We start from the raw sequence: 2,953 nt of genomic DNA on the forward strand, positions 1-2,953 counted from the left end.
CAGCGCCGATGGTACTGCACCCCCGCGGGTGTGGGAGAGTAGGACACCGCCGAACTTAACTTGATACTCGAGGCCCCGGTCGAGAACTGTGAAAAGTTCTCCCGGGGCCTCGAGCTTTTTGCGGTGCGGTGCTGCCCCGGACGAGAGGGCAGCACCGGACGGTCAAGCCAGCAGAGCCTCCACGTCGGCGCGCAACGCCGCCATCGTCGACGTCGCATCCACTCGCACCTCAGCCAGAGCCGCCTCATCCGGCACCGGCCGCGTCACCTGCAGGTAGCACTTCAACTTCGGCTCGGTGCCCGACGGGCGGATCACCACCCGCAACCCGCCGCCGGCGATGCGCAACGCATCCGTCTCCGGCAACAGGTCCTCCATCTCGACGGCCGCGCCGGCCAGCTCGGTCGGCGGCGACTTCCGCAGGCGTGCCATGAGCTGCCCGCGGACCGACAAGTCCGTCACCCGCAACGACACCTGGTCCGTGACGTACACCCCGTGCGCGACGGCCAGCCGGTCCAGCTCCTCGAGCAGCGACCGGCCCTCGGCCTTCAGCTTCGCAGCCAGATCACAGGCGAGGGTCGCCGCGGCGATGCCGTCCTTGTCCCGCACGAAGTCCGGGTTCACACACAGTCCCAGCGCCTCCTCGTAGGCGAACACCAGCCCCTCGCCGGAGCGGGTGAGCCACTTGAAGCCGGTCAGCGTCTCCGCATACCGGGCGCCGCGAGCCCTGGCGATGTCGCCCAGCATGGCGGCCGACACGATCGTCGTCGCCACCAGCGGGTCCGGGTTGCTCGTCGTCGACAGGACGTACTCGCCGAGCAGGACCCCGGTCTCGTCCCCGCGGAGCATCCGCCACTCACCGGTCGCGTCCGGCACACCGACCGCGCAGCGATCCGCGTCCGGGTCCAGCGCGATGGCGAGGTCGGCGTCGACCTCCGCGGCCAGCGCGAGCAGCAGGTCCGTCGCGCCCGGCTCTTCCGGGTTGGGGAAGGACACCGTCGGGAAGTCCGCGTCCGGCGCCGACTGTTCGGCCACCAGGTGCACGTCGGTGAACCCGGCCCGGGACAGGGCTTCACGCAGGACCTCGGCGCCGACGCCGTGCAGGGCGGTCGCGGCGATCCGCAGCCCGCGGTGTGGCGACCGCGGGACCTGGGACACCCGGTACAGGTACTCGTCGAGGATCTCGTCGCCGAGCACCGTCGCACCCGGTTTGCGGGGCACACTGATCGCGCCGGGAGCGGCGGCGATCGCGGCTTCGATCTCGGCGTCGGCGGGCGGCACGATCTGGATCGCGACGTCGTCGTAGAGCTTGTAGCCGTTGTCGGCGGGCGGGTTGTGCGACGCGGTGATCTGGATGCCCGCGGCCGCGCCGAGGTGCTTCGTCGCGAACGCCACCAGCGGCGTCGGCAGGGGGCGGGGCAGGACCCGGACGTCGAACCCGGCCGCGTGCAGCACCTCGGCCGCCGCGGTCGCGAACTCCGCCGAGCCGTGCCGGGCGTCCCGGCCGACGACGACAATCCGGCCGGCGTGGCCGTGCGCGGTCAGCCAGGTCGCGACCCCGGCGGTGGTGCGGACGACGACGGCGGTGTTCATGCCGTTCGGTCCGGCCCGGACGGGGCCGCGCAACCCGGCGGTGCCGAACTCGAGCGGACCGGCCATCCGGTCGGCGAGGTCGGTCACCGCGTCGGAGGCGCCGTTCATCGCAGCGGCGAGCACGGCCTGCAACTCCTGCCGCGCGGCCGGGTCGACGTCGTCCGCGATCCAGCGGATCGCGCGGTCGCGGAGTTCGGGGGTGAGGCGGCTCATGCGCGCGCGACGAGCCGGCGCAGCAGGGTGCCCATCTTCTCGGCCGACGCGCGTCCGGCCTCCAGGACCTCCTGGTGGCTCAACGGTTCGCCGGTCATGCCCGCGGCCAGGTTGGTGACCAGGGACAGCCCGAACACCTCGACACCGGCGGCGCGCGCGGCGATCGCTTCGAGGACGGTCGACATGCCGACCAGGTCGGCGCCGAGCGTGCGCAGCATGCGGATCTCGGCGGGGGTCTCGAAGTGGGGGCCGGGCAGGCCGGCGTAGACGCCCTCGGTGAGGCTCGGGTCGATCTCGCGCGCGAGGTCACGCAGGCGGTGCGAGTACAGGTCGACCAGGTCGACGAAGTTCGCGCCGGTGATGGGGGAGGTCGCGGTCATGTTGAGGTGGTCGCAGATGAGCACGGGCTGGCCGACCTGGTAGTCGTCGCGCAGCCCGCCTGCGGCGTTGGTGAGCAGAACGGACTTCACCCCCGCGGCGGCGGCCGTCCGCACGTTGTGCACGACGCGCCCAACGCCCTTGCCCTCGTAGAGGTGGGTGCGGCCGAGGAGCACCAGGGTGCGCTTGCCGTCCACGTCCACGGAGCGAACGGTGCCACCGTGCCCGACGGCGGTCGGGGTCTCGAAGCCGGGCAGCTCACCGAGCGGGATCTCCGCCTCGGGCTCGCCGATCACGTCCGCCGCGGGACGCCACCCGGAGCCCAGCACCACCGCGATGTCGTGCTTGGCGAACCCGGTGCGCTCCGCGATGGTGGCGGCAGCAGCCGACGCCACATCTTGTTCGGTCATGGGCCCATCTTCCCAGCGGTGCGCTGCCGCCGTGCCCCAACCCAACCCAAGAAGCTGGGTGGTCATCCCGTCGCCTGACACCGGACGATCACCTTGAGCCAGGGCCGCAACCCGGGCCGCCAACCGGCGGCCGAACATGCCAACCTTGCGGCCCTGGATCAAGGTGATATGCACAAACCGGAAGGCGACGGGATGACCACCCAGCCACCCGCCCGAGGTGAGCTGATCTTTGAACCCGCGCCTTCGCGTAGCGAAGAGTCCGCCCTGCGGGCGGAATGCGCCTCACGGCGCTCGGAAGGTCACCTTACGACCACCCCCGCCCCCGATGCCTGATTGTGTTTCAGTCGCCGAGCAGCCGTGTC

2 protein-coding genes are annotated in these 2,953 nt (G+C 71.7%); both read right to left on the reverse strand.

Annotated features, from left to right (window positions below; genetic code table 11):
- Positions 1–162 precede the first annotated feature (162 nt).
- Entirely contained in the window at positions 163–1,803 is a 1,641-nt protein-coding gene (locus L2C96_RS44075) for a phospho-sugar mutase (RefSeq protein WP_237340314.1), read from the reverse strand.
- Positions 1,800–2,591: a purine-nucleoside phosphorylase gene (locus tag L2C96_RS44080; protein WP_027932495.1), complete on the reverse strand. Its 792-nt coding sequence runs from the start codon at positions 2,589–2,591 to the stop codon at positions 1,800–1,802. The genes L2C96_RS44075 and L2C96_RS44080 overlap by 4 nt, the downstream gene beginning before the upstream one ends.
- Positions 2,592–2,953 lie beyond the last annotated feature (362 nt).

This window comes from Amycolatopsis tucumanensis (genome assembly GCF_021654135.1).
Taxonomy (GTDB): Bacteria; Actinomycetota; Actinomycetes; order Mycobacteriales; family Pseudonocardiaceae; genus Amycolatopsis_E; species Amycolatopsis_E tucumanensis.